A 25,002-nucleotide genomic window follows, 5' to 3' on the forward strand; every position below is an offset into this window, starting at 1 on the left:
CACGACACAGAAACGCTAAGCATCCGCCCGCTCGACCGGATGGGTCTCCAACCAAGCGTTCTCTTCATCCTCGAAGAGCCGTGAGCGTGTCAAGAAACGCAATCCGCTTGGCCGCTCCAAAGAAAACATCCCGCCATTCCCGGGCACCACATCGATGATCAACTGCGTGTGCTGCCAGTATTCGAACTGCGATTCGCTCATATAAAACGGCACGCCGGCAATCGTGCCCAGTTTCACATCGGACGAGCCGACCATGAACTCGCTCTGAGGGAACATCATCGGTGCGCTGCCGTCGCAGCATCCACCGGATTGGTGAAACAGCACGGCCCCGTGTTCCGCGCATAGCTTATCGATCAAATCGACCGCAGCAGGCATGGCGATCACGCGGGCTACTTCCTTCTCATCAGCCATTACATGCCCTCGTTGAAAAAGAGCGAGCCGCGCAATGCGGCCCGCTCGTACAGGGTTGTTACGCTCAGAAGAAACCGAGCGGCTTATCGCTATAGCTGACGAGCAGGTTCTTGGTCTGCTGATAGTGATCGAGCATCATCTTGTGATTTTCGCGGCCGATGCCCGACTGCTTGTAGCCACCGAACGCGGCGTGCGCCGGATACGCGTGATAGCAGTTGGTCCACACGCGGCCCGCCTGGATTTGCCGGCCGAAGCGATAGGCGCGCGTACCGTCGCGTGTCCATACACCGGCGCCCAGACCGTAGAGCGTATCGTTGGCGATCTCGAGCGCTTCGTCTTCGTTCTTGAACGTCGTCACCGAAACGACCGGCCCGAAGATTTCTTCCTGGAAGATGCGCATCTTGTTGTGGCCGCGGAATACGGTCGGCTTCACGTAGTAACCCTTGCTCAGTTCGCCGCCGAGCGTATTGCGCTCACCGCCGATGAGACATTCAGCGCCTTCCTGCTTGCCAAGGTCGACATACGAGAGGATTTTTTCCAGCTGTTCCTGCGAGGCTTGTGCACCGATCATCGTCTTCGTGTCGAGCGGATGGCCTTGCGTGATCGCAGCCACACGCTTCAACGCGCGCTCCATGAAGCGGTCGTAAATCTTTTCGTCGATCAGCACACGCGACGGACACGTGCACACTTCGCCCTGATTCAGCGCGAACATCGTGAAGCCTTCGAGTGCCTTGTCGAAATAGCTGTCGTCCGCATTCATCACGTCGGCGAAGAAAATGTTCGGGCTCTTGCCGCCGAGTTCGAGCGTCACCGGAATGATGTTCTGGCTCGCGTACTGCATGATCAGGCGGCCGGTCGTCGTCTCACCCGTGAACGCGATCTTCGCGATGCGCTTGCTCGATGCGAGCGGCTTGCCGGCTTCGAGGCCGAAACCGTTCACCACGTTCAGCACGCCCGGCGGCAACAGATCGTGGATCAGTTCGAGCAGCACGAGAATCGACGCAGGCGTTTGCTCGGCCGGTTTCAGCACGACGCAATTGCCGGCGGCCAATGCAGGCGCGAGCTTCCACACCGCCATCAGGATCGGGAAATTCCACGGAATGATCTGGCCGACCACGCCGAGCGGTTCATGGAAGTGATATGCGACGGTGTCGTCGTCGATCTGGGAGAGCGAGCCTTCCTGCGCACGCACGGCGCCGGCGAAATAGCGGAAGTGGTCGATGGCCAGCGGGATATCGGCCGCCATCGTTTCGCGTAGCGGCTTGCCGTTGTCGATCGTTTCAGCTACGGCGATGCGCTGCAGATTCGCTTCCATCCGATCGGCGATACGGTTCAGGATGTTCGCGCGTTCGGTGGTCGACGTCTTGCCCCATGCTGCCTTCGCACGATGCGCAGCGTCGAGGGCGAGTTCGATATCGGCTTCGCGTGAGCGCGGGATCGACGTGAACGGCTCACCGGTGATCGGCGACACGTTGTCGAAGTACTCACCGCCTACGGGCTTCACCCATTCGCCGCCGATAAAATTCCCATACTGCTTTTTGTACGGAAATTCGGTAGTCAGAAACTGCATCTCTGCGTGATTCATCTGTGTGCTCCTCACATGTTTGAATGGGCTATATCCGGCGCGATATTTCGCTGGCCGCGACAGACTAGAGCCAGAACTGTGCCAATGCACCGCGCTGGTGAGTTGTGCACGCGCAGCAAGCACGCCCGCAGGCATGGCGCGCAGACCTGTTCATCTTGTCAAACGATGAACGTCCCGTTTCTGATCAGTGTGCGCAGCCCTGTTCATGAATTGAACAGGGCGTGAACATGTGCGGCCGCGGTCAAAGCAATGTAAGGAGCGAACCCGTTCGGCATGGGAATTGCCTTCCAGATCTCCTCAATACTTCGATTTCGTAGATCCGGTATGACGATTGAATTCCGAACCGACAGCCCGACAGCATCGACGCACGCGCAACAGCCGAGCTTTTGCGTGCAGACCTGCGTCGCCTACGACGCCGACGAGCAGGCGCGCAACCTCCATGGCTGGAGCCAGACCTACGACCAGTTGACCGCGGGCCGCTTCGTCGGCGGTTTGACGGAGTTGTGCCTCGACCACATGCAGGTGTTTGTCGAAACTACCAGCCACACGCTGCGGCAGACCTGCGAGGTGCAGGAGGACGCCTACTGGTTCGGCATTCCGACTTGCCCCGAGGGTTCCGGTCGTATCGATACGCAGGTGATCTCGAGCGATGCGCTCGCATTTCGTCCGGGCGGGATCGAATTTGAACTGCTGACTTCGGCGGGCTACGAGATTTTCGGTGTGGTGGTGAAGGGTGAAGTGCTGCGCCGCTACGCGGCGGAAGTGGAGCGGGTCGGTCTGGCCGACCATCTGCCGAACACGGAAGTCGTGCCGATCGGCACGGCTCGCAAGGAGCGCTTGTGCGCATCGCTGCGTCAGCTTCTGGACGATGGCGCGGCGAATGGCGCGCCGCTGTCCACGTTCGCACGCAATAATTTGCAGGCGTCGGTGCTGGCCTCGTTGTTCGACGTCGGTGCGTTACCGGCCAACGGGCAGATTGAAATGCCCACGCGTGGGCGGCGTCAGTCGATCGTGTCGGAAGCGCGCGACTATGTTCTGGCCAATCGCGAGCGCGCGATCAACGTGCCGGAGTTATGCGAGCGCTTGCATGTGAGCCGCCGCACGTTGCAATACTGCTTTCAGGATGTGCTCGGCATGGCGCCCGCTACGTATCTGCGCACGATTCGCTTGAATGGCGCGCGACGCGATCTGTGCAACGCGTCGCGTGAATCGCGTTCAGTTCAGGATATCGCCGCGGCATGGGGCTTCTGGCATCTGAGCCAGTTTGCGACCGACTACCGGAAGCTGTTCGGCATGCGGCCTTCCGATACGTTAAAGGCCGCCCTTGGCGCTCACCAGGCAACGGGTCGCCGTTCGTTCTCTCATTAGCGCTGCGCCGCCGCGCCGCATTGCTGGCAGAAACGTGCGCCGGCCGGCAGCAAGGCTTGGCACTCTTTGCATGCGGCCGACGCCAGTGACGCGCCGCATTGCTGACAAAAGCGGGCGCTTGTCGTGTTGACAGCCCGACAGCCCGAACAGGTTACGCCGGTCGTCAACGTCGATGCAGGCGGCGGCCTGCCGCCATTGCCATCGTCCCGCGATCCGTTGCCGTCTCCGCGTCCCCAGTCGCCATGTCCGCTACTCCGATACCCACCGCCATGGTGACCGCCGCCGCGATGCCCGCTCAACATCTTTTCCCAGAATCCCATGCCAACCTCCCTTTTCCAGCAATTGAAACGGGCCTGCTGCCGCGCTTAACTGCGCAACAGCCGCAAGCCATTCGCCACTACCAGCAGGCTCGCACCGACATCGGCGAATACGGCCATCCACATCGTGCCCAGACCCATCATCGTCAGCACGAGGAAGACGCTCTTGATGCCGAGCGCGAGCGTGATGTTCTGCACCAGCACCGAATGCGTCGCCTTCGACAAACGGATGAACTGCGGAATCTTGCGCAGATCGTCGTCCATCAACGCGACGTCGGCGGTTTCGATTGCGGTGTCGGTGCCCATCGCGCCCATCGCAAAGCCGATGTCGGCGCGCGCCAGCGCGGGGGCGTCGTTGATGCCGTCGCCAACCATGCCCACCGTCGCGCCTTCCTGCGACCACTGCGCCACCGCGCTCAGCTTGTCTTCGGGCAACTGATTGCCGCGTGCTTCGTCGATACCGACTTGCTGTGCGATCGCAGCGGCCGTGTGCGGGTTGTCGCCGGTGAGCATGGCGGCGCGCACGCCGAGGCGCTGCAACTCGGCGATAGCGGTGCGGCTCGTGTCCTTCACCGTATCCGCGACGGCGAACAGCGCGAGCACACGTTCGGCATCCACCAGCATCACGACGGTTTTGCCTTGTCCCTCGAGCGTATCCAGCCGCGCTTCGAGCGACGCCGAGCAGCGCCCGAGCTCTTCGACCAGCCGATGATTGCCGAGCCAATACGGCAAGCCGTCGATGTCGCCGCGCACACCACGACCCGCCAGTGCCTCGAACGCCTCGACCGTGGCGCTGGTGCTAGCGATGCTGTCGCTTTTCGCCGCTGCCGCGATCGCCATCGACACCGGATGATCCGAGCGGCCCGCAAGACTCGCCGCGAGCGTCCTGCAACGAGCGACGTCGACGTCGGCCAGTATCTCGAACTCGGTTTGCACCGGCTTGCCGTGCGTGATCGTGCCGGTTTTGTCGAGCGCGAGCCGGCTCAGCTTGCGGCCCTGTTCGAGATAGGCGCCGCCTTTGATCAAGATGCCTTTGCGAGCGGCCGCAGCAAGGCCGCTGACGATCGTCACCGGTGTCGAGATCACCAGTGCGCACGGACAGGCAATCACCAGCATCACGAGCGCCTTGTAGACCCATTCGTGCCACTGTCCGCCGAACAGCAAGGGCGGCAGCACCGCCACGGCGAGCGCGGCGGCGAACACTATCGGCGTGTAGACGCGCGCGAACTGATCGACGAAACGCTGCGTCGGCGCTTTGGTACCTTGTGCTTCCTCGACCGCGTGGATGATGCGCGCGAGCGTGGTGTTGCTGGCCGCGGCCGTGACGCGGTAGTCGAACGAACCGGCCTGATTGATCGTGCCGGCGAAGACCGCGTCGCCAACGGTCTTGTCGACGGGCAGGCTTTCACCGGTGATCGGCGCCTGATCGACGCTCGAGCGGCCCGCGACGATTTCGCCATCGAGCGCGATCCGCTCACCTGGCTTCACGCGTACCACTGCGCCGAGTGCGATCGCCTTGAGGTCCATGAGACGCCAGTTGCCGTCCGCCTGCTGCACGCTCGCCTGTTCGGGCGTCAACTGCATCAAGCCTTGGATAGCATTGCGGGCGCGGTCGAGCGACTTCGCTTCAATCAGTTCGGCAATCGTGAAGAGCACCATCACCATCGCCGCTTCGGGCCACTGTTGCAGGATCAGCGCGCCGGTTACCGCAATGCTCATTAGCGCGTTGATGTTGAGGTTGCCGTTGCGGATCGCGACCCAGCCCTTCTTGTACGTCGTGAGACCGCAGGAGGCGATCGCGAGGAGCGCCAGACCCGCTGCCAGCCAGACGGGAGCGCCAAGCCAACTGGCGGCCTCTGAGCCGACCGCAGCAATGCCTGCGAGCGCCAGCGGCCACCACGGCTTCGACGGCGCTTGAGGCGCGGCGGCTGCCGTGTCCGGATTCGCGTCTGCCAGTTCAGGCGTGAAGTCGAGCGAACGGATTGCGGCGAGGATCGTTTCCAGGGCGTCCGGCGCGTGCACGACGGTCAACACGCGCTGCATCAGGTTGAAGTCCATGCTGCGAACGGACGGCATGCGGCTGAATTTCTTGCGGATCAGCGCTTCTTCGGTCGGGCAGTCCATCTGCATGATGCGGATCGCGGTGCGCAGATCGCTGCCGACGGCTTCCGATTGCGGGAGCTTGACCGGCGGGGCCGCAGCGTGCGCGGTTCCGCAGCAGGACGCCTCGGCGTGGCTGCGGGCGTGTGCGTGGTCGTGATTGAGCTCGTTCGCTGCGCCGCCATGGCTGCAGCTTTCACCGTGCTCGTGAGCCTGTGCTTCGTGGTCATGCGCCTGGTCGGGGTCATGTGCTTCGCGGCCGTGACCGCAGCTTTCGCCGTGCTCGTGAGCGTCTTCACGAGCACCCGCCTCATGTCCGTGACCGCAGGATTCGGGATGACCGTGGCCATCCGCTTTCTCATCGGAATGGTCGCGGACATGCCCGTCATGCCCGTGGGCACTGGCTTTGGCCCGTTCCGGGCGATCCGCTTCGGCGAGGTTGGCGTGAGGCATGGGTGGCTTCCTGGTTCGATTTGTGGTCTAGTAAACACCTTGAAGCCACTACAAGGTCAAGGCCGCATTCCGGAGGGACCATGAAAATTGGCGAACTGGCGAAAATCGCCCACTGCACGACCGAAACCATCCGTTTCTACGAAAAAGAGGGCCTGTTGCCCGAAGCGGAGCGCACCGAAGCCAATTACCGCAGTTATTCGGCCCGACACGTCGAACGGCTGCGCTTCATCCGCAACTGCCGCGCGCTCGACATGACCCACGACGAAATCCGTGCGTTGCTGCGTCTAACAGACGCACCGGCAGACGGCTGCGGCGGCATCAATACCCTGATCGACGAGCACATTGCGCACGTCGACACGCGTATCGACGAATTGAAGCAACTGAAAGCGCAACTGACCACGCTGCGCGAGCAATGCCACGGCGAGCAGGCCGTTGAAGACTGCGGCATCGTCCAGGGCCTCACCGAAATGGACGTGGGCGCCACGCGCGCGCGGCATACGCATCTGGGTTAAAGCGCTCTGCCCATGCGGCCGGCGCCGCCGACCACGGCAGTGACAGCATTCCCGGCTGGGCCACTTATCCGGCTCACCCAATAAACAATCGAATCCAGTTGGAGAATCAACGTGTTTACCTGTAGAAACCAGCCCTGCGGCGAGCAGTGGGAAATGTCGGACGTCGTCATCAAGAATGAAGGGCAGGGGCTCCTGTTCCGTTGCCCGATGTGCGGCGCGCGCAATTACGTCGAACGTTTCGACGGGGAAGATGGCTCGGTGCTGTACGAGCAGATCGAAGGCCGTCCCGCCACCGGCCCCATGGCCGAGTAGTCCCTGGCCTTCAGTCTCTTCAGCCTCTTCCGTCGATAGCGAGCCCTCACCCTATGAACACTCCCACTCAAGCCGGCGCGCCGTTTAGCCAGCTACCGCTACCGCCCGCCACGCTCGCCAACCTGACGCAACTCGGCTATGTCGAGATGACGCCGATTCAGGCCGCGAGCCTGCCGATCGCGCTGGCGGGTAACGATCTGATCGCCCAGGCGAAAACCGGCAGCGGCAAGACCGCGGCGTTTTCGCTGGCGTTGCTCAACCGCCTCGATGTGCGCAACTTCGCCGTGCAGGCGATGGTGCTGTGCCCGACGCGTGAACTCGCCGACCAGGTCACGCAGGAAATCCGCCGTCTGGCGCGCGCCGAAGAAAACATCAAAGTGCTGACGCTGTGCGGCGGCACGCCGATGCGTCCGCAAACGGCCAGCCTCGAACACGGTGCGCATATCGTGGTCGGTACGCCGGGCCGGATCATGGATCACCTCGAGCGCGGCAGCCTGCCGTTGCAGTCGCTCAACACGCTGGTGCTCGACGAAGCCGACCGCATGCTCGACATGGGTTTCTTCGACGACATCGCGACCGTTGTGAAGCAATGCCCGAAAGAGCGGCAAACGCTGCTGTTCTCCGCGACGTATCCCGAAGGCATCGTCAAACTCAGTCAGCAATTCCTGCGTAATCCGAAGGAAGTGAAGCTCGCCGAGCGGCACGACAACACGAAGATTCGCCAGCGCTTCTATGAAGTGACCGAGGACCAGCGTCTGCATGCCGTCGGTTTGTTGCTGAACCACTATCGTCCGGTGAGCACGCTGGCGTTCTGCAATACCAAGCAGCAGTGCCGCGATCTGCTCGACGTGCTGCGCGCGCAGGGCTTTCATGCGCTCGCGTTGCATGGCGAACTCGATCAGCGTGAACGCGATCAGGTGCTGATCCAGTTCGCAAACCGGAGTTGCTCGGTGCTGGTTGCGACGGACGTTGCCTCGCGCGGTCTCGACATCGCGGAGTTGGAAGCGGTGATCAACGTCGACGTGACGCCGGACCCGGAAGTGCACGTGCACCGCATCGGCCGCACGGGTCGCGCCGATCAGGAAGGCTGGGCGCTGAGTCTCGCCAGCATGAACGAGATGGGCCGCGTGGGCAGTCTCGAACAGGCGCAAAAGCGTGAGGTCGAGTGGCACAAGCTGGCCGATCTCAAGCCGGCGAGCAACGAGCGTCTGCTGCCGCCGATGGAAACGCTGCAGATTCTCGGCGGCCGCAAGGAAAAGATCCGTCCGGGCGACGTGCTCGGCGCGCTGACCGGTGAAGCAGGTTTCGCTGGTTCGCAGATCGGCAAGATTAACGTGACCGAAATGTCCACCTACGTGGCCGTGGAGCGTAGCGTCGCGCGCGAGGCACTGCGCAAGCTCAGCGGGGGCAAGGTGAAGGGCAAGAAGGTCAAAGTTCGCATGATGGACGACGCCTGATCGTCGATTAGTTTGCTTTTGACGGCTGCGACCGCCTGGTCGCAGCCGGATTGTTCTGCAGCGCCACTGCGCGCCGTCGTTGCAAATAGCAGCAATCAGCAGCAAATCGCCCCATCGCATTACCGCTCCGCATCACATTACGTCATACCTCTGCTGTTTTCCGTGCGCTCCATGCGCCTGCATTTCTCCCGCCAAACCCCCGATTTCATTGCCATACCCTGCTCCAGAACGGCATTGCGCGAGCCATGACGTAAACGCATGCCGCGCATGACAAAGTTTCGATTGTGACGGTTCTTTGGCTGATGCCTAATCATCGAACCGGATGGGACCGCTGCGCTGTGGGCAGTCCGCGAATCCGCTGCCGGATGGAGAAAGGGAGAAAGCCTTATGCAGAGCGCCATGCAAGCTCGCTCGAAACTGCCTGATGTAGGCACGACGATTTTTACCGTGATCGGCCAACTGGCCGCGCAACACGATGCGCTGAACCTGTCGCAAGGTGCGCCGAATTTCGCGCCCGACGCGAAGCTGATCGACGGTGTCGCGCAAGCCATGCGCGCCGGTCATAACCAGTACGCGCCGATGGCCGGCATCGGCGCCCTGCGCGAAGCGCTCGCCGACAAGGTCGAGACGCTGTACGGCGTGCGCTACGACCCGTCGAGCGAAGTCACGGTGATCGCCAGCGCCAGCGAAGGCCTGTATTCGACGATCAGCGCATTGGTGCATCCGGGCGATGAAGTGATTTACTTCGAGCCGTCATTCGATAGTTACGGCCCGATCGTTCGCCTGCAAGGCGCAACGCCGATCGCGATCAAACTGTCGCTCACCGATTTCCGCGTCGATTGGGACGAGGTCGCCGCCGCGATCACGCCGAAGACGCGCATGATCATCATCAACACACCGCACAACCCGACCGCGACCGTGTTCAGCGAGGCCGACATTGCGCGTCTGAAGGCCGTGACGCGCAACACCGACATCGTGATTCTCGCCGACGAGGTCTACGAACACGTGGTGTTCGACGGCGCCAAACATCAAAGCATGGCCTGCGATTCCGAACTCGCTGAACGTAGCGTGATCGTGTCGTCATTCGGCAAGTCGTATCACGTGACTGGTTGGCGCGTGGGCTATTGCCTCGCGCCCGCTGCGCTCATGGACGAGATCCGCAAAGTCCATCAGTTCATGGTGTTTTCTGCTGATACGCCGATGCAGTACGCGTTTGTCGATGCGCTGGCCAATCGCGAGAGCTACCTCGGCCTGTCCGCGTTCTATCAGAAGAAGCGCGATCTGCTCGCCCATGCGTTGCGCGAGTCGCGCTTCGAATTGCTGCCGAGCGAAGGCAGCTTCTTCATGCTCGCGCGTTTCCGCGGTTTCTCCGAGGAAAGCGATAGCGACTTCGTGCTGCGCCTGATTCGCGATGCGCGTGTCGCGACGATTCCGCTGTCGGCGTTTTATACCGACGGCACGGATTCAGGTTTGATCCGCCTGAGCTTCTCGAAAGACGACGCGACCTTGATCGAAGGCGCGCGACGTCTGTGCGAAATCTAATTTGACAGCAGTATGATCGTCGCGCGGTCGCGTCGTTACGCATCAGCGCGCAGCATGCTGCGTTACAACAATATCGAAGGAAAAGGGACCCGTTATGAAATTGCTCAAGCCTCTCTTGGCGCTGGCCTGCGCATTCGCGTCGATCGCTGCATCGTCAGCCGCGATCGCCGCCGACACCTCGACGCTGCGTTTCGGACTCGAGGCGCAGTATCCGCCGTTCGAATCGAAAGGGCCGAACGGTGAGTTGCAAGGTCTCGACATCGACGTCGGCAATGCCGTGTGCGTCGCTGCGCACATGACGTGCAAATGGGTCGAAACCTCGTTCGACGGCTTGATTCCCGCGCTGCAAGGCCGCAAGTTCGACGCGATCAACTCAGCGATGAACGCCACCGAGCAGCGCCGTCAGGCGATCGATTTCACGACGGTCGTGTATCGCGTGCCGACGCAACTGATCGCGAAGCGTGACAGCGGTTTGCTGCCGACGCCGGAATCGTTGAAGGGCAAACGCGTCGGCGTGTTGCAGGCGTCGATTCAGGAAACCTTCGCGAAGGCGCATTGGGAACCGGCGGGTGTCACCGTCGTGCCGTATCAGGATCAGAACCAGGTCTATACGGATCTGCTGGCGGGCCGACTCGATGCGACGCTCGTTCTCGCGCCGGCCGGTCAGACGGGATTTCTGTCGAAGCCTACCGGCAAGGACTACGCGTTCGTCGGGCAGCCGGTGCGTGATGACAAGATTCTCGGCAGCGGCATCGCTTACGGGATCCGCAAGGGCGACACCGCGTTGCGTGATCAGCTGAACGCAGCGATCGCGAAGGTTCAGGCCGACGGCACGGTGAAGACGCTGGCGGCGAAGTATCTCGGCAATATCGACATCACGCCGAAGTAACTTATTGACCGTATTGCTGATCGTGCGCGGCGGGTGCCGCATTGCGATCGACGCCGCGAAATTCGTTCTCGGCGTCGATCATGCGGCGCTTGAGCATCGGCACGTTGTTGACTACGCGCAAGCTCGTGCGCATGGCGCTCAACGCCATTCTTCCGACCACCGGCCGATGCAACGCGCCGCGCGCGTCGAACTGCTTGCGCGATTCCGCGACCGCATGAAAACCGTAGCGGCGCATCTCCTCTTCGTAACCCGCGACGGCGTCGTAGCCCGACAGCTTGCCCTGTTGTGCGTCGGCTAGACGCGCAGCGAGTAGTGCGGCATCGCGCAGTGCGGTATTCGCACCGACGCCGCGTCCCGGCGTCATCAAATGCACTGCATCACCCAGAACCGTGACGTTGGTGGTCGGCCATGCATCGACAGGCACCGACGTGCGCACATCGACGCTGAAGGTGGTGGAAGGATCCGATGCGCGAATCAGGGCGCGCAGATTGGGATGCCAGCCATCGGTGATCTGCGTCGCGAGCGCGAGTAACGCGGCCGGTCCGAGCGATTTGGGATCGGCCGGCAAGTTGTGCAGTGCGCCCCAGACACCCCACATCAGATAGTCGCGCGTGTTGTCGTAGAGCAATCCGGGCCAGCCCGAGAGCAACTCGGCGTCGCTGCTGCCGATGCCCTCCTTCATTCCGCCGCCGTCCGCGCGCCACGGAAATTCCATCACATGGATGATCCCGCCATAGCCCTTCGGCGCGTTGATCAGCGTCATGCCGTCGAGCACCTTGGGCGGCAGCAGCGCGCGTGATGTTTCGTCCATCGGCACCTTCGCGCCGATGCTGACGATGCCGGTGTTTTCAAGCTTCGCGTGCGGCAGGAGTTGGCGACGCACCTTCGAACGCGCGCCGTCCGCACCGACCAGCAGATCGGCAGTCACATGCGTGCCGTCCGCGAAATGCGCGGTGACGCTGCCGTCGTCGTTCTGCTCGTACGACGTGAACGTCTTGTCGAAGTGCACTTGTGATTCGAGACCTGTCAGCAGGACTTGCCTGAGCGTCATCCGGCTGACCGATTTGCCGCCGCTCATCGATTCGTCTTCAAGCGGTAACGTGAGCAATTCGGTCATGCGCTCGGTCAGGATGTTGAAGCGGCCGGGTGTACGCGCGCAGGTCGCGAGAAAGGTCGCATAGAGTTCGGGCGGAAGACACGCTTCCAGCGACGCGAGCCCGTGCGGATTGATGCCGACGCGATAGCCCTGCAAACCGTCCGCGCGCGTGCGGTCGCGTTCGTAGACATTCACGTTGATGCCGGCGCGCTTCAAGCCGTGCGCCAGACAGAGGCCGCCCGTGCCGGCCCCGATCACGATCACCTCCATGGGTTCACGACTCATGACTTCGCCTCCTTCTTTGCGGCAGGTTGGACAAGCCGGTACTTGTATTCACCGGCCGGCAGCGTGAAACGTTGAGCGATTTCTTCTATCCATTCCTGGCTCCAGGTGAGCGTGCCAGCTTTCAGATCGGTCACCACGCTGCGAACCCATTCCAGCTCGACAACGAGTTGCGCGCGCACGAGTTCAACTTCGAGCAGGAACAGCCGCGGCACTTCCATCTGGGTGGCTTGTGCGGTGGCTTCATCGAGCCGGGCCAATTCCCGCTCAAGCGCGCCGATGCGGGTATCGAGCTGACGGCACACGTCTTCGGGCGAGAGCAGCGGCAGAAGCGAGAGCGCGGCCGGAAAGGCCGGGAAATCGCGGGTGCGCTGCGCAAGCTGTTCGCGCAGCCAAAGACGCCCGGTGTCACGGCCGGCTTCGGTGATTTCATAGACCGTGCGTTCGGGGAACGCGCCGTCGCGCTCCGTCTCGCGGATGGCGATCAGATCGCCGCGCACCAGGCGATCGATGGTCTGGTACAGGCTGTTGCGCTGGCCAACGTTGATGACCTCGTCCTTGCCGCGTGCCTTGATGAGCTGCTGCATCCGGTACGGATGCATCGGCGCTTCGGTAAGCATGGCGAGGACGGCGAGGGCGAGCGGAGAGTGGCGGACCATGGTTAAAGTGGCTGCAGGCTAGTCTTTGTTTGTCTAGTCATAATATAACTATGTGTTTTGAGATTGGCAAGCATGGAATTCCGGGATTTCCTGGGGATACGATGCGTTCGACGCTGGTCCGAGGCGGTTTGGACCGTTACGATGTGGTTCGCGCCGACTGTGCCGCGGCGACGAAGTTGCGACGGAATAAAGCGCCTGACCGAGGAGCACGAGATGAGCGGGACGAATGACCGGAGTGATTCAGCGGTGATGGCGGCGCCGAAATTCTGGCGCGATGACGCGTTGCCGTTCATCGAGGCGCGTTCCATCGAAGACGGCCGCGAGGTCTGCTATGCCAAGCACTCGCACGAGACGTTCTCGATCGGCGCCGTCACCGGCGGCCGTAGCGTGTATTTGAATCGTCACGCGAGTGAATGGATCGGCGCCGGTGCGGTCGTGATGATGAATCCGGACGACGTGCACGCGTGCAACCCGGTTGCCGACGAGCGCTGGTCGTATCGGATGCTGCATGTGGACGTTGATTGGCTCACGGGTCTGCAACACGACCTGGGTTTCAGCGACAACCACGCGTTTCGCGCTTTCTCGCAGACCATGACGACGGACCCGGCGTTGTTCGACGGTTTGAACCGTCTCTACGCGATTCTCGTCGACGATGACAGCGAGCCCATGCGCAAGGAAAGCGCAGCGCTCTCGTTCTTCTCGGAAGTCCAGCAAAAGTTGAATCCGGCGCCCTTGCCGGATCACGATGCGAGCGGCCAACTCGCGCGCGCCGCGGAATTCATCGCCGAGAATTGCACCCGTCCGCTGAAGCTCGAGGATGTGTGCGAGGCGGCTGAGCTATCCGCTTCGCACCTGATCCGCGCATTCAAACAGCGTTACGGCATGACGCCGCACGCGTATCTGATCAACCGACGCATCCAGTTCAGCCGCGCGCAACTCCGGCGCGGCCACCCGATCGCGGACGTCGCGCTCGATGCGGGCTTTGCCGATCAGGCGCATTTGCAGCGGACCTTCAAGCGGCTGGTTGCGGCGACACCGGGGCAGTATCGCAGTTGAATTGCGGACGCGTGTTTCGCGTCACGCTATCAGCAGATACAACGCGCTAGCCGCGAGCAAAGCCGCCATCACACGATTGAAAAACCTCACGCGCTTCGGCTCCTGCAAGTATCGACGCAGGAACGTGCCGGCATACGCCCAGCTGGCAATCGACAGATAGCAAACCACGAAGTACACGACGGTGAATTGCCAGACGAGCCGGCCGTCGCCATCGGCCGCGTAGGCACCCATGCCGGCTAGCGACGCGAGCCACGCTTTCGGATTGAGCCATTGCATCGCTGCGCCGTAGGCGAAGGAGGGTCCGCGGGTGGGCTTGTCCGCGCCGAGCTTGCCGTCATCAACGGCGAGTTTGTAGGCCATGTAAAGCAGGAACCCGACGCCGGCCCATTTGACGATGTCGATCAGATTGGGGAAATGCGCGAGCAACTCGTGCAGACCCAGACCGATGAGCAACAACAGCAGCGTGAACCCGACGGTCGCACCGGTCACGTGCCGCATGCTCGCGGAGAATCCATGTTGCGCGCCGGCGCTAAGCGCGACGACATTGACAGGCCCGGGAGAAATCGACGATGCCAACGCGAACGCGGCCATGGAGAGTAAGACGGTCATCTGATGCCTCGATACGTGAGTGCGCAGGATTTGCGGCGCTCAACGGTATCGTGCAGCGGGGTGGGGTGTATTGAAGGAAATGACTTTCAGTGAAGCTCCGCCGCAGCGCCGCAGCATTTCTTGAATTTCTTGCCGCTGCCGCAAGGACAGGGGTCGTTGCGTCCGACTTTGGGTTCAGTGCGCTGCATCGCGGCGGAGAGCTTTCGCTCATGGACTGCCTGACGGTGGGGCAGCCAGAAACGATAGATCGCGGCGATGCTGGCGGGAATCTGTTTGGTGAGGACTTCCCGCTGTTCTGCCGTGGCGATCAACTGCTGCTCTTCCGGCAGAATCTCGTCCGAGCCCATCAGATACAGCGGATTCAGCCATTCCCGGCCCTGCTCGTTATCGAACAGCGCTTGCCAATCTGCCCGAACCAGCATGAGGCCTTCCATGAAGCCCAAAGCCCACGCTTCGCCGTCGAGGTATTCGCGGTCGCCTATCCGCCTAAAGGCAAGCACTGGTTCGAAATCGTCCGGGTCGTCTTCGAGGCTGGTGATGATGCCGTTCATGTCCCGCAAGATCAGTCCGAGAATATGCTGCGCCTGATCCGTTGTCTCGAATTTGGGAGCGTCATCCTCGTTCGGGCCCCAGACTCGTGGCAGCCAGTAACTTGGCGGTACGGTAGTGGGGCCGATGGCCAAGGCGGTCAGATAGCCGTCCAGGCCCATGATTGTTAGGGTCTCGTCCGACGTCTGGTCGGAAGTCAGAAAGTCATCGAGTTCTTCGAACTCTTTTTCGGAGAGCGGGGCACCCAGATCCCCGGGGCGTAATTTTGACTTGGACATAGTGCGATTCCGGCGTTTTGGATCGTGGGTTCCCGATGGCATGTCGGGGGAATGCGGAGCCGGTATTTTCGCACCGCACCGGCGCTGAAAAGCAAAAAGCCCAGTCGCAAGGACCGGGCTTTTTGTTGAATGCTTTGGTGGGGCGTGAGTGACTCGAACACTCGACCTACGGATTAAGAGTCCGCTGCTCTACCAACTGAGCTAACGCCCCCAACAGAAGCGAAATTATGCCGAAACTTTCCGAGATTGCCAAGCCCCTTTAGCAGATTTCTTAAAAAATCTGGAAGGGCGGCGACCCGGCACTCGAGCTGCCAGCCTTGAGGCAGCGGGAAGGCGCGCGGTTCTCCGTGCCGGTATCATGTCGCGGATACCTGCCGCGCGAAGCGTCGCGCGGCTTTCGACCGGGGACCGCCATGGATGATAAAGAGATTAACGAGCTGCTCGACCGCATCCTCGCACCCTGGGTCCGCGCGCTTACGCTGACTCCGGTCAAGGTCGACGAAGAAAGTGCGACCTTGCGCCTGCCGTTTTCCGGTGGACTGCGCCACTCCGGCGGCGTGATCTGCGGCCAGGTATTCATGGCGGCCGCCGACACGGCAATGATCGTCGCGATTTCGGCCGCGCTCGGCGGTTTCAAGCCGATGAGCACCGTCTCGCTCAACATCAGTTTCATGCGCGCGGTCCGCAACGGCGACGTGCTGATCACCGCGCGCGTGCTGCGCATGGGCCGTAATCTCGTGTTCGGCGAAGTCGAGTTATTCGACGAAGCCGGCAACATGGCCGTCCACGCCACCACCACCTACGCGCTGCTCGACTGACACCTGAAACGGGCCAGCAAGCTGTATTAGAGGAAAAAGCCAAGATGTTCGATCAGGTCGTATTCGCCGGCGGCGGCAATCGCTGCTGGTGGCAGGCGGGATTTTGGGACGTGGTGCAGCCGGAGCTGGATATCCGTCCGCGCGTCATCGCCGGCATTTCGGCCGGCGCCGCCACTGCGTGCATGCTCTACACGCGCGATTCCGACTGGGTCATGCGCTACTACGAAGACGCGCTGCGCCACAACACTCGCAATGCCTACTGGGGCAATCTGCTGCGTGGCGAATCGGTTTTCCCGCACTATCGGATCTACCGGCAGGCGCTGCTCGATATCTATCGCGACAAATTTTCTACGCTCGCCGACGCGCCCGAAATCCGCATCGGCGTGTCGCACCTGCCGCGCTGGCTTGGCGCGCGCAGCGCCGTTGCCGCGGGCCTGATCGCGTACAACATCGAGAAATACGTGCGCAAAACGCTGCATCCGACCTTGGGTCAGACGCTTGGCTTTCATCCGGAATTCGTGCGCGCGCAGGATTGCGCGAGCGTCGAGGACCTCGCCGATCTGATCCTGCAATCGTCGAGTACGCCGCCGTTCACGCCGGTTTTACGGCGCAATGGCCGGCCGGTGCTCGACGGCGGGATGGTCGACAACGTGCCGGTCGGCGCGCTCGACGCCGATGCGCCCGGCAACGTGCTGGTGATGGTCACGCGTCTTTATCCGCGGCCGCAGATGTTCGTCGTGCCGCACGGCGTGCAGCAACGGCTCTACGTGCAGCCGTCGCGCAAGGTGCCCATTTCGAGTTGGGACTACACGAGCCCCTCGCAGATGGTGCACGCGTACAACCTCGGCCGCGCCGACGGCGAGACCTTTCTGGAACGCATGCCCGATCTGCTGGAAGCCGGCGCGCACGAAGCGCGCTGAGGTGAACTGAGGTGAGCAACGGCGGGCGCGAGACTAACGCCGAAAATTAACGCCGGCGCCCGCCCTGCAACGCTTCCGGATTCGCCACGCTGGACGTATCGCCGGCGTCGAAAGCCAGAATGTTCTGGAATGCAGCGGTGAAATACAGCTCGTAGCTCTCGCGTTCCACGTAGCCGATGTGCGGCGTGCAGATCACGTTCTCCATGCGCAGCAGGCTGTAGCCCTGCAGAATCGGCTCGCTTTCGTAGACGTCGATCGCGACCATCCCCGGACGGTTGTGCGACAACGCATTGACGAGCGCATTGTCGTCGAGCAATTCGGCCCGGCTCGTGTTCACGAGCAACGCGGTCGGCTTCATCCGCATCAGGTCTTCCTGCTTGACGATGCCGCGCGTGTCGTCATGCAGTCGCAGGTGCAACGACAGCACGTCGCTCTGCTCGAACAAGGCCTCGCGGCTCTCGGCCACGCCAAAGCCGTCCGCGCGAGCCGCTTCACGCGAATGCTCGCGGCCCCAGATCAGCACGTTCATGCCGAATGCCTTGCCGTACCCGGCAAGCAAGCGGCCGATCTTGCCGTAACCCCAAATCCCCAGCGTCTGGCCGCGCAGCACCTGGCCCAAACCGAAGTTCGGCGGCAGCGCAGATGTCTTCAAACCGGACTGCTGCCAGGCCCCTTGCTTAAGGTTTGCTACGTATTGCGGAATCCGCCGTTGAGCGGCCATGATGAGAGCCCACGTCAGTTCGGCCGGCGCGGTCGGTGAGCCGCTGCCTTCCAGCACGGCAATGCCGCGCTCGGTACAAGCTGCCAGATCGATATGGCTGGAGACTTTGCCGGTTTGGCTGATCATGCGCAAACGCGGCAATTTATCGAGTAGTTGCGAGTTGATGCGGGTACGTTCGCGAATCAGGACGAGTGCATCGACTTCGGAAAGGCGGCTCGCCAGCTGGCCGAGACCGCGGACGGTGTTGTTGAAAACCTTGACCTCATGGTCGGCCAGCAGTTGAAAGCAGTCGAGCTTGCGGACGGCGTCCTGGTAATCGTCGAGGATGGCAATCTTCATGGTATGTGTCTTGCGGTGCACCATAGCGGTGCGGAACCGAGTGTTATGCTGACTGTCCCACCATGTGACCCAGGTCACATGCCGGTCTGGCTGAATGCCTTACTGTAGAAGCTGCCGCGTAGAACGGCAGCGCCACGGCAAGGCCGATTGACATCGTTTTTAACAGTTTGTTGCGTGTTGAGGCAAGTCGCTTTACAGACGGTTGCAGACGACCGTCGGCTGGAACCTCCGTGCAACAGGCTGTGTAGCCCATGATGACCTGCACAAATTACGCGTCGGCTTGCAGGAATGTCGTCGCGATGAATTGAACGCCTCTCGCATGCAGCGTCACTGGGCTTGTACCGTTTTTCTATTGCTTTCAAAACGGAGACAGGTCGATGAATCATCCCTCATTCGAAGGACAGCCCACTATCGAGGCGTCCGCAGGGGCGCCCGAGTGGGTCAAGCACCGAAAACTGATCGAGTGGGTCCAGCGCGTTGCCGCCGTGACCCAGCCCGATCGAATCGTCTGGTGCGACGGTTCACAGGAAGAGTACGACCGCCTGTGTGCCCAGATGGTCGAAGCCGGCACCCTCAAGAAGCTCAATCCCGCCAAACGTCCCAATTCCTATCTCGCATGGTCCGATCCGTCGGACGTGGCGCGTGTCGAAGATCGCACTTACATCTGCTCGCAGCGTCGTGAAGATGCCGGGCCAACCAATAACTGGATCGAACCGGCTGAGATGCGTGCGACGCTCAACGGCCTCTTCGACGGCGCCATGCGCGGCCGCACCATGTACGTGGTGCCGTTCTCGATGGGGCCGCTCGGTTCGCCGATCGCGCACATCGGCGTCGAGTTGAGCGACAGCCCGTACGTGGTCACCAACATGCGCATCATGACGCGCATGGGTCGCAAGGTGTACGAGGTGCTGGGCGAAGATGGCGAGTTCGTGCCGTGCGTGCATTCCGTCGGCGCGCCGCTCGCGGCGGGCGAGAAAGACGTGCCGTGGCCGTGCAACGACACCAAATACATCGTTCATTTCCCCGAATCGCGCGAAATCTGGAGTTACGGCTCGGGCTATGGCGGCAACGCGTTGCTCGGCAAGAAGTGCTTTGCGTTGCGTATCGCGTCCACGATGGGCCGTGCCGAAGGCTGGCTCGCCGAACACATGCTGATTCTCGGCGTGACGTCGCCGCAAGGACAGAAGCATCACGTCGCGGCGGCGTTTCCGTCGGCGTGCGGCAAGACCAACTTTGCGATGCTGATTCCGCCGGAAGGCCTGAACGGCTGGAAAATCTCCACGATCGGCGACGATATTGCATGGATCAAGCCGGGTAAGGACGGCCGTCTCTACGCGATCAACCCGGAGGCGGGGTATTTCGGCGTCGCGCCGGGCACAAGCGAAAAGACCAACTTCAACGCGATGGCCACGCTGAAGGAAAACGTCATCTTCACGAACGTCGCGCTGACCGACGACGGCGACGTCTGGTGGGAAGGCATGACCGACGAGCCGCCCGCGCACCTGATCGACTGGCAGGGCAAGGACTGGACGCCGGCGAGCGCGAAGGAGAGCGGGCGCAAGGCCGCGCATCCGAACGCGCGCTTCACAGCGCCGGCTTCGCAATGTCCGTCGATCGATGCCGACTGGGAGAACCCGGCGGGCGTGGCGATTGACGCGTTCATTTTCGGCGGCCGCCGTTCGACGACCGTGCCGCTCGTCACCGAAGCGCGCAACTGGGTTGAAGGCGTCTACATGGCGGCCACCATGGGCTCGGAAACGACCGCAGCGGCGGCGGGGCAGCAGGGCGTGGTGCGCCGCGACCCGTTCGCGATGCTGCCGTTCTGCGGCTACAACATGAGCGACTACTTCGGCCACTGGCTGAAAACCGGCGAGCGTCTCGAGAAACTGAACGCGAAGCTGCCGAAAATCTTCTGTGTCAACTGGTTCCGCAAGGGCGCGGATGGCAAGTTCGTCTGGCCGGGCTTCGGCGAGAACATGCGCGTGCTGAGTTGGATGGTCGGACGTATCGAAGGCAAGGCGCAAGGTGAAGAACACGCGTTCGGCGTGTCGCCGCACTACGAAGACCTCGACTGGAGCGGCCTGGATTTCAGCCGCGAGCAATTCCAGCAGGTAATCTCGGTCGACGACGCAGCCTGGCGCGCCGAACTCGCGCTCCATACCGAGCTATTTGACACGTTGCAGCAAGGTCTGCCGCCGGCTTTGGCAGAGACCAAGCTCGCACTCGAAGGAAAGCTCGCTGCCTGATTAGGTGAGTGGTCACTTCGCACGGAAGCCGCCTTCGGGCGGTTTTTCTTTTCCGATCCGGCCCCGCATTGCGACTTTTTAGCATTTCACAATGCCGGACGACCGTTGCATCTGTTCGAACAAAAAAGGCAGTGCAAGCTGCGCTGCAGCAGATTGTTGCTCTTGTCGGAACAATCGAAGGTCGTGCCCCGCACTGGGGAACACAGTCGCACAAATTTCGACAATATTTCGTCTTTCGCGGGCAACTTCTGCACGATTTCGCGAGTCGTAGGAGAATTCCAAGTTCGCTTCACTGGTTTTCACTAATTGTCAGGAAGCTGTAACACGGCAGGAGTTGTCTTATGGATCATTTGCAGTCGATGCGAGTTTTCGTCAAAGTGGCGGATCTCGGCAGTTTTGCCCGCGCTGCGAGCGCGATGGATATTTCCAACGCAGTTGCCACCCGTCACGTTGCCGATCTCGAAGGCCGTCTTGGTACGCGGCTGCTCAATCGCACAACCCGCAGCTTGTCTCTGACCGAATCCGGTCAGGTTTATCTCGAGCGCGCGCGCCAGATTCTCGACGAACTGGAAGACGTCGAGCAGATGGTGGTCGCGCGCAATCACGAACCCGTCGGCACGTTGCGGATAGTTGCGCCGGTCGTGTTCGGGTTGCATAACCTCGCGCCTGTGCTGCAAACCTACGCAGAGCGCTATCCGAAAGTCATTCCCGATGTCACGCTGGTCGACCGTCAGGTTGATCTGGTCGAAGAAGGTTTCGACGTTGGCGTGGTGGTCACACGGCAGATGCGCAGCGCGAGCATTGTCACGCGGCGTTTGACCACTGGCTGCATGACGGTGTGCGCGACGCCTGCGTATCTGGAAAAGCACGGCACGCCCACGCGTCCCGAGCATCTGCTCGAGCACCCGTGCCTGAGCTTGCCGTCCGAGTATTGGGGTGACGAGCGCGTGTTCACGGGTTCGGAAGGCGAAGTGCGCGTGCGGCCGGTCAACGTTATCGTGGCGAACAACACGGAGATGCTGCGGCAGTTCGCGCTGCTCGGCATGGGTATCGCGATTCTGCCGAGTTACCTGATCGGCCGCGACATGACGCGCGGCAGGCTCGTGCGTTTGCTCGGCGATTTCCGTTTGCCGCAGGTCGAGATCAACATCGCGTATCCGAGCCGCCGTCATTTGCCGGCGAAGGTGCGTACGTTCATCGATCATCTGGTCGAGCATTTCAGCCAGACGCCGAACAGTCTGCTCGGTGAGCAGTGGATCAAGGACGGGCTTGGCAGGCCCGCCACGTCCGCCGCGCTCGATTCAGCGGACCCCATGCCGCCGGAAGCATTCGATGGCGCTGAGCCGCTGTCACGGCTGTTGGATAGCGAGTTATCGCCGCTGCCGAAGACTTTGACGAAGACGACGAATCGTCCGCGGCCTACCGCTGTGTCGCCGCTGTAACGATTCGGGCGAAGGTGCCGGCGGCGTTTGAGCTAAGCGCAGTCGGGCCGACAAATAAAAAGGCGCAGTCACGTAAGTGACTGCGCCTTTTTTATCGGCAAGTTCGAAGCTGGCCGGAAGCTGAATACCTTCCAGCTTCCGCCCGAATTACGAGCCTGTCTTGCGCGCTACCGCTTTCTTGGCCGGCGCCTTCTTGGCTGCGGCGGTTTTCGCTGCCGCAGTCTTCGTGGCCGGTGCTTTCTTCGCCGCGGCCTTCTTCGTGGGCGCCGCCTTTACTGCGACCGGTGCGTCTTCGTCATCAGACTCCGGCGCTGCCTTCGCTGCCGTCTTCGCCGCCGCGGTTTTCGCTGCGGTCTTGGCCGACGGCTCTTTCTTCTCGAATTCGAAGCCGATCTTGCCGTCGTTCTGCTTGACGAGGAACGCCTTAAAGTTGCGGCCGGTGCGCGACGACTTGAAGTTCGTCAGCAGGTCGGTGCGTCCTTCCTCGAGCAACTTCGACATCTGCTCACGCGCGATTTCCTGCTGCAGAATCACCTTGCCCGAGCGGAAGTCGCAAGTCTTCGGATTGGCAACCGAGTTCTCGCAGACATAGCTCATGCCATGTTCGAACACGCGACCCTTGCACTTCGGGCATGAGCCGACTGCCTCCTGATCGGAGAAGTCAGGCGGTTCGCCGTCTTCGCCGCCGGAGTCCTGGCCGAAGTCGAATTCGAGCTTGTAGTTCTTGATCTCGTCATCGAGCGAGAGCTTGAGGATCGCCGAGAACGGACGGCCCATCTTGCTGCGGAAACCCGACAGCGGTCCGATGGTCTTGTTCTGCAGCAGCTCTTCAACTTCCGGGATTTCGAACTGACGGCCGCCCGGAATCTTCGAGATCGAAAACTCGCACTTCGAGCACGCAAAGCGCCGGTAGTTTTCCTTCACCTGACCGCCGCAATTCGGACACGGCGTTTGCAACGTCGCGTAATCGCCCGGGATCGTGTCGGAATCGTATTCCTTCGCGCGCTTGACGATGGTTTGCGTCATGCGGGCGATTTCCTGCATGAACGCGTCGCGCGGCAGGTTGCCACGCTCCATTTGCGAGAGCTTGTATTCCCACTCGCCGGTCAATTCCGGCGCGGTCAGTTCCTTCACGCCGAGGCCGCGCAGCAGTGTCATCAGCTGGAATGCCTTGGCGGTCGGAATCAGATCGCGGCCTTCGCGGATCAGATACTTTTCGCCAAGCAGGCCTTCGATGATGGCGGCGCGCGTGGCCGGCGTGCCGAGCCCCTTGGCCGCCATGGCTTCGCGCAACTCGTCGTCTTCGACCAGTTTGCCCGCGCCTTCCATGGCCGAGAGCAAGGTCGCTTCGTTGTAGCGTGCGGGCGGTTTCGTCACCAGTTGCTGGGCGGCGATCTTGTCCGTCTTGACCTTCTCGTCCTTCTGAACCGGCACGAGGTTCGCGTCTTCACCGCTGATTTCGCGGCCGTAGACCTGCAACCAGCCCGGTTCGACCAGCACCTTGCCTTCAGTCTTGAAGTGATGACCGACCACTTCCGTGATCCGCGTCGTCACCCGGTACTCAGCGGCCGGGAAGAACACCGACAGGAAGCGCTTCACGACCAGGTCGTAGAGCTTCTGTTCCGGCTCGGACAGATTCTTCGGCGCCTGCGCCGTCGGGATGATTGCGAAGTGGTCGCTGATTTTCGAGTTATCGAAGATGCGCTTGTTCGGTTTCACCCAGCCCTTGTCGAGCACCTGCTTGGCGTACGGGAGATAGTTGTTGCTCTCCTTGAGCATGCCCAGCGTTTCCTTGACCGTATCCATATAGTCTTCCGGCAACGCGCGCGCGTCGGTCCGGGGATAGGTCAGCACCTTGTGCTTTTCGTACAGCGCCTGAGCGAGGCCCAGCGTGTTCTTCGCCGAGAAGCCGAAGCGGCCGTTGGCCTCACGCTGCAAGCTGGTCAGGTCGAACAGCGCCGGCGACAGTTGCGTGGACGGCTTCGATTCTTCGGTTACCTTGCCGATCTGGCCGCGGCAGGCAGCGACGATCGTCTCGGCCGCGGGCAGTGCCCACAGGCGCGAATCGCGTTTTTCAGGATCGAACTCGTCGCGCTTGAATTGCGGATCGAACCAGCGGCCTTCGTAGAAACCGGCTGCGCAGACGAACTCCGCCTTCACTTCCCAGTAATCGCGCGGCACGAAGCGGCGAATCTTTTCTTCGCGCTCGACGACGATCGACAGCGTCGGCGTCTGCACTCGCCCGACCGTGGTCAGGAAGAAGCCGCCGCCCTTGCTGTTGAACGCGGTCATGGCGCGCGTGCCGTTGATGCCGACCAGCCAGTCCGCTTCCGAGCGGCAGCGCGCCGCATCGGCGAGTGGCTGCATTTCTTCGTCGCTGCGCAGACGGGCAAAGCCGTCGCGAATCGAGCCGGCTGTCATCGACTGAAGCCACAGGCGCTGTACCGGTTGCTTGGCTTTCGCGTGTTGCGCGATCAGGCGGAAAATCAGCTCGCCCTCGCGCCCCGCGTCACATGCGTTAATCAGGCGATCGACGTCTTTACGCTTGAGCAGCTTGGTCAGCACCTTCAGGCGCGACTCGCTCTTGGCGATCGGATTCAGATCGAAATGCGGCGGAATGACGGGCAGGTTGGCGAAGCTCCACTTGCCGCGCTTGACTTCATAGTCTTCGGGCGCGGCAATTTCCAGCAAGTGGCCGACTGCCGAGGAAAGGACGTACTCGTCGCTTTCGTAGTATTCGTCATGCTTGGTAAAGCCGCCCAAAGCCCGCGCGATGTCGTTCGCGACGGAAGGCTTTTCGGCGATGATCAGTGCTTTGGACATGACTCGATGTGAGGTTGGTAGATCCGGGTTGATGGCCTTGAGTGCGCATTTATTAGCGCGACCCTCGTTTGCGACCTTTGCGACCCAATAACGACCGCTTTATAGCACACGGCGCCAACGCGGCGTGTCAAGTGCCATAAAAAGCGCGCCATGATAATTGCGCGCTCAGTAACTGGGCAAGCTGCGGAAAACGCGCTGTGTGTCGCTCGCAACGCCCG

The 25,002-nt window shown here is 61.6% G+C and carries 21 protein-coding genes and 1 tRNA gene; 11 read left to right on the forward strand and 11 right to left on the reverse strand.

Features of this window, described 5'->3' with window-relative positions:
- Positions 1-15 precede the first annotated feature (15 nt).
- Both BM438_RS12705 and adh read right to left on the reverse strand, forming a co-directional pair.
- Positions 16-411, reverse strand: a complete 396-nt coding sequence (locus BM438_RS12705) for a DUF779 domain-containing protein (protein ID WP_093634605.1) — start codon at positions 409-411, stop codon at positions 16-18.
- Positions 412-475: 64 nt separating this feature from the next.
- The gene (gene adh, locus BM438_RS12710) at positions 476-1,996 is read right to left on the reverse strand and encodes an aldehyde dehydrogenase (RefSeq protein WP_093634606.1); all 1,521 of its coding nucleotides are present in this window, start codon (positions 1,994-1,996) and stop codon (positions 476-478) included.
- Positions 1,997-2,320: 324 nt separating this feature from the next.
- Between adh and BM438_RS12715 the strand changes: the two genes are divergently transcribed.
- Positions 2,321-3,364: a helix-turn-helix domain-containing protein gene (locus BM438_RS12715; protein ID WP_093634607.1), complete on the forward strand. Its 1,044-nt coding sequence runs from the start codon at positions 2,321-2,323 to the stop codon at positions 3,362-3,364.
- Here BM438_RS12715 and BM438_RS12720 read toward each other — a convergent pair.
- Positions 3,361-3,684: a double zinc ribbon domain-containing protein gene (locus BM438_RS12720; protein ID WP_093634608.1), complete on the reverse strand. Its 324-nt coding sequence runs from the start codon at positions 3,682-3,684 to the stop codon at positions 3,361-3,363. The genes BM438_RS12715 and BM438_RS12720 overlap by 4 nt on opposite strands.
- 45 nt (positions 3,685-3,729) lie before the next feature.
- Positions 3,730-6,234 (reverse strand): heavy metal translocating P-type ATPase, encoded by a 2,505-nt coding sequence (locus BM438_RS12725; RefSeq protein ID WP_234488020.1) that lies wholly within the window; start codon positions 6,232-6,234, stop codon positions 3,730-3,732.
- Between the two features lie 80 nt (positions 6,235-6,314).
- On the opposite strand from BM438_RS12725, the gene cadR reads away from it, so the two are divergent.
- From cadR to BM438_RS12750, 5 genes are all read left to right on the forward strand, one after another.
- Positions 6,315-6,746 carry a Cd(II)/Pb(II)-responsive transcriptional regulator gene (gene cadR / locus BM438_RS12730; RefSeq protein ID WP_093634609.1) on the forward strand — a complete coding sequence of 144 codons (432 nt, stop codon included), beginning with the start codon at positions 6,315-6,317 and terminating at the stop codon, positions 6,744-6,746.
- A gap of 111 nt (positions 6,747-6,857) precedes the next feature.
- On the forward strand, positions 6,858-7,058 hold the full coding sequence (locus BM438_RS12735; RefSeq protein WP_028197690.1) for a hypothetical protein: 201 nt from the start codon (positions 6,858-6,860) through the stop codon (positions 7,056-7,058).
- A 53-nt stretch (positions 7,059-7,111) separates the two neighbouring features.
- Entirely contained in the window at positions 7,112-8,515 is a 1,404-nt protein-coding gene (gene dbpA / locus BM438_RS12740) for an ATP-dependent RNA helicase DbpA (RefSeq protein ID WP_093634610.1), read from the forward strand.
- 387 nt (positions 8,516-8,902) lie between these two features.
- A complete protein-coding gene (locus tag BM438_RS12745) occupies positions 8,903-10,057 on the forward strand; it encodes a pyridoxal phosphate-dependent aminotransferase (RefSeq protein WP_093634611.1) in 1,155 nt (384 codons plus the stop codon).
- A 94-nt stretch (positions 10,058-10,151) separates the two neighbouring features.
- A complete protein-coding gene (locus BM438_RS12750; RefSeq protein WP_093634612.1) occupies positions 10,152-10,946 on the forward strand; it encodes an ABC transporter substrate-binding protein in 795 nt (264 codons plus the stop codon).
- Between the two features lies 1 nt (position 10,947).
- On the opposite strand, the gene BM438_RS12755 is transcribed toward BM438_RS12750, so the two are convergent.
- Both BM438_RS12755 and BM438_RS12760 read right to left on the reverse strand, forming a co-directional pair.
- Complete coding sequence (locus tag BM438_RS12755) at positions 10,948-12,327, reverse strand: FAD-dependent oxidoreductase (RefSeq protein ID WP_093634613.1); 1,380 nt, start codon at positions 12,325-12,327, stop codon at positions 10,948-10,950.
- Positions 12,324-12,983 carry a PadR family transcriptional regulator gene (locus tag BM438_RS12760; RefSeq protein ID WP_093634614.1) on the reverse strand — a complete coding sequence of 220 codons (660 nt, stop codon included), beginning with the start codon at positions 12,981-12,983 and terminating at the stop codon, positions 12,324-12,326. The genes BM438_RS12755 and BM438_RS12760 overlap by 4 nt, the downstream gene beginning before the upstream one ends.
- A 213-nt stretch (positions 12,984-13,196) precedes the next feature.
- Here BM438_RS12760 and BM438_RS12765 point away from each other — a divergent pair, with 213 nt between their 5' ends.
- Complete coding sequence (locus BM438_RS12765; RefSeq protein ID WP_093634615.1) at positions 13,197-14,039, forward strand: AraC family transcriptional regulator; 843 nt, start codon at positions 13,197-13,199, stop codon at positions 14,037-14,039.
- 21 nt (positions 14,040-14,060) lie between these two features.
- Here the strand turns inward: BM438_RS12765 and BM438_RS12770 are convergent, their stop codons facing one another.
- The 3 genes from BM438_RS12770 to BM438_RS12780 all read right to left on the reverse strand — a co-directional run bounded on the left by BM438_RS12770 (position 14,061) and on the right by BM438_RS12780 (position 15,686).
- Entirely contained in the window at positions 14,061-14,648 is a 588-nt protein-coding gene (locus BM438_RS12770; RefSeq protein WP_093634616.1) for a LysE family translocator, read from the reverse strand.
- Positions 14,649-14,734: 86 nt separating this feature from the next.
- A complete protein-coding gene (locus BM438_RS12775; RefSeq protein WP_093634617.1) occupies positions 14,735-15,475 on the reverse strand; it encodes a UPF0149 family protein in 741 nt (246 codons plus the stop codon).
- Positions 15,476-15,610: 135 nt separating this feature from the next.
- A tRNA-Lys gene (locus BM438_RS12780) sits at positions 15,611-15,686 on the reverse strand.
- A 202-nt stretch (positions 15,687-15,888) separates the two neighbouring features.
- On the opposite strand from BM438_RS12780, the gene BM438_RS12785 reads away from it, so the two are divergent.
- Together BM438_RS12785 and BM438_RS12790 are read left to right on the forward strand one after the other, a co-directional pair.
- Complete coding sequence (locus BM438_RS12785; RefSeq protein ID WP_028197697.1) at positions 15,889-16,293, forward strand: PaaI family thioesterase; 405 nt, start codon at positions 15,889-15,891, stop codon at positions 16,291-16,293.
- Between the two features lie 44 nt (positions 16,294-16,337).
- Complete coding sequence (locus BM438_RS12790; RefSeq protein ID WP_093634618.1) at positions 16,338-17,213, forward strand: patatin-like phospholipase family protein; 876 nt, start codon at positions 16,338-16,340, stop codon at positions 17,211-17,213.
- Positions 17,214-17,259: 46 nt separating this feature from the next.
- Here BM438_RS12790 and BM438_RS12795 read toward each other — a convergent pair whose 3' ends face one another.
- Complete coding sequence (locus BM438_RS12795; protein ID WP_093634682.1) at positions 17,260-18,273, reverse strand: D-2-hydroxyacid dehydrogenase family protein; 1,014 nt, start codon at positions 18,271-18,273, stop codon at positions 17,260-17,262.
- 377 nt (positions 18,274-18,650) lie between these two features.
- Here BM438_RS12795 and BM438_RS12800 point away from each other — a divergent pair, with 377 nt between their 5' ends.
- Positions 18,651-20,519 carry a phosphoenolpyruvate carboxykinase (GTP) gene (locus BM438_RS12800; protein ID WP_093634619.1) on the forward strand — a complete coding sequence of 623 codons (1,869 nt, stop codon included), beginning with the start codon at positions 18,651-18,653 and terminating at the stop codon, positions 20,517-20,519.
- Positions 20,520-20,860: 341 nt separating this feature from the next.
- Positions 20,861-21,961 (forward strand): LysR family transcriptional regulator, encoded by a 1,101-nt coding sequence (locus BM438_RS12805; RefSeq protein ID WP_093634620.1) that lies wholly within the window; start codon positions 20,861-20,863, stop codon positions 21,959-21,961.
- A gap of 147 nt (positions 21,962-22,108) precedes the next feature.
- Here BM438_RS12805 and BM438_RS12810 read toward each other — a convergent pair whose 3' ends face one another.
- Positions 22,109-24,784: a DNA topoisomerase III gene (locus tag BM438_RS12810; protein WP_093634621.1), complete on the reverse strand. Its 2,676-nt coding sequence runs from the start codon at positions 24,782-24,784 to the stop codon at positions 22,109-22,111.
- Positions 24,785-25,002 lie beyond the last annotated feature (218 nt).

The organism is Paraburkholderia aspalathi (genome assembly GCF_900116445.1).
In the GTDB taxonomy this organism is placed as follows: Bacteria; Pseudomonadota; Gammaproteobacteria; order Burkholderiales; family Burkholderiaceae; genus Paraburkholderia; species Paraburkholderia aspalathi.